The organism is Vibrio sp. 03_296 (assembly GCF_002265885.1).
In genome coordinates, this window is the sequence record NZ_NPKW01000490.1 from 1 (window position 1) to 2,225 (window position 2,225).

At 43.0% G+C, this 2,225-nt stretch carries 4 pseudogenes; 3 read left to right on the forward strand and 1 reads right to left on the reverse strand.

Annotated elements, in window-relative coordinates:
- From CIK04_RS25615 to CIK04_RS25625, 3 pseudogenes are all read left to right on the forward strand, one after another.
- Positions 1-370, forward strand: a pseudogene (locus CIK04_RS25615) (hypothetical protein); the annotation flags it as partial.
- Positions 371-396: 26 nt separating this feature from the next.
- Positions 397-1,076: pseudogene (locus CIK04_RS25620) on the forward strand (hypothetical protein).
- A pseudogene (locus CIK04_RS25625) lies at positions 1,073-1,751 on the forward strand (hypothetical protein). Before CIK04_RS25620 ends, CIK04_RS25625 begins: the two co-directional pseudogenes overlap by 4 nt.
- A 90-nt stretch (positions 1,752-1,841) precedes the next feature.
- Here CIK04_RS25625 and CIK04_RS25630 read toward each other — a convergent pair.
- Positions 1,842-2,225: pseudogene (locus CIK04_RS25630) on the reverse strand (potassium transporter); the annotation flags it as partial.

The window sequence follows — 2,225 nt, forward strand, 5'->3', positions numbered from 1 at the left end:
AAGGCTCATACCACACCGTAAAAATGAACTTGAAAAGGTCAAAGAACTAWTWAAACAATGTCCTCCAAACACAAAAGCAAGTGATAAAACACCTAATATCGACGATATCACAAACAAAATAAGCAAACGTTTATTGGACAAAATCGTTTCAAATAAAGTGGCTCTTACCAATATCCCCAACAATTTTTCTTCATACGTGGGATGCAGAGGCCAAACCAGCATTACAAAAGCTCGAGAAACCAGTGAGCGCTGCCCCGTTGGCTGTAACCATTTTGGCCAAACCGACCGAAAGTACAACTTTAAACGCCCTGAATTAAGCAAAGAACATGCGATTTGGAACAACCGAGTGATCGACCTGCCTAAGGCATAAATGGACATTAAAGCAAGGAATCTAATATGAGTGAATTTTCTGATTATTATGTGGTTTACCAACGTGTGGGCGAGCACGCCATGGTGTTAGTCGGGCATAAAAATGATACTCCACGAGCGATTAACGGCGAATGACTTCCAGGAAAACACCAATCGCTGGTTTTACTTTCTAAATGGCTTTAGGGATGAAGACACAAGTCAAGGGATTCACCATCAGCTATGTAACTTACATATGTCCGGCAGAAACATGATGGTGAAACGCGAGCTGTATCTGGCACTGCGCCATATCGATATCACCGGAGCGCAAATGGCTAAAAGCCGTTATCATCAATGACGATGACACTTACCACGATGATTACCACTACCTGAATTTTTTCCGAAATCCTTTAGACCGAAATTATTGCCTATTACGATTTCGTTGACTTTGAGCAGAGCGAGTACGAAAAAGATAGTCTTTGCCGACTACCTGCCCCCGCTCTATACCTTCGAGAAAATCGTCTTATCACCAGAAAAACTCGCTGCCGTGCCTGAATGGAAACTTAATTTGGGATGACTTGCAGTTTACGGATTGCCTCGTCGTACATAAATCCGTTAAAGAAATCATGGAAAAATACCAACCTCTTGATTGTCGCTTTACCCGAATTGAAGAGTATCAAGAAGATATGGGCACTCGCGCAGAATACGACGCCGATGGGAATCTAATATGAGTGAATATTCTGATTATTATGTGGTGTACCAGCGTGTGGGCGAGCACGCTATGGWTTTGACTGGTCATGAGAAAATGCGGGAGCTGATCTTACGTTTAATCAGTTTCAAGAAACTACCAATCGCTGGTTTTACTTTGAAAATGGCTTTAGGGATGAAGACACAAGTCAAGGGATACACCATCAGTTGTGTAACTTACATATGTCCGGCAGGAAATGATGGTAAAACGCGAACTGTATCTGGCACTGCGCCATATCGATATTATCGGAGCGCAATGGCTGAGAGCCGTTATCATCAATGACGATGACACTTACCACGATGACTATCACTACTTAAACTTCTACGAAAATCCGGTTGATGAGGATTACACATATTACGATTTCGTTGACTTTGAGCAGAGCGAGTACGAAAAAGATGTCTTTGCTGATTACCTGCCCCCACTCTACACCTTCAAAAAAGTCGTTTTATCACCAGAAAAGCTCGCTGCCGTGCCCTTGGAAAAACGCTTAATTTGGAACGACATACACACCACGAACTGCCTTGCTGTGCATAAATCCGTTAAAGAAATCATGGAGAAATATCAACCCCTTGATTGCCGCTTTACCCGAATTGAAGAGTATCAAGAAAATATGGGTACTCGCGCAGAATACGACGCCGATGGGAATCTGATATGTTAAAAAGCCATTGCTCAATAATATGCCCGTCGAAAAGACACACTGAATAGCAATGGCTTCAGTCAACCTTGGTCTTACAAAAATCAAATAACACTATTTGARGTTGAGATCATTTACCTCATTGTTGAGCTCTTGCAGATCGTCAGCGTAATCTTTGGGGGGCGGTGTCCAACCCCGCTCGGAGCGAGAAAGATTGGTATGGCGATCCTTTTGCATTTCCAACATCATTTTCTCTTCAAGCTGCATAAACAGCTTTCTGTAGTTGTTATCAAAACGCTCACCTTCTGAATCGTCTAACCAAGCGCTGTACAAAGAATCTGACTTACGATTTTCAACGCGCTTGTATCTCATCTTTGTGCTCAACAAAAAACGGATGACCCCAATAATTTCATGGTTTCGCCCGCCCACTTCTAATGCCGAATGATAAGTCTCTGACTCAATCACATCCGCCCCGGCTTGGCGCAGACGATAACCGTG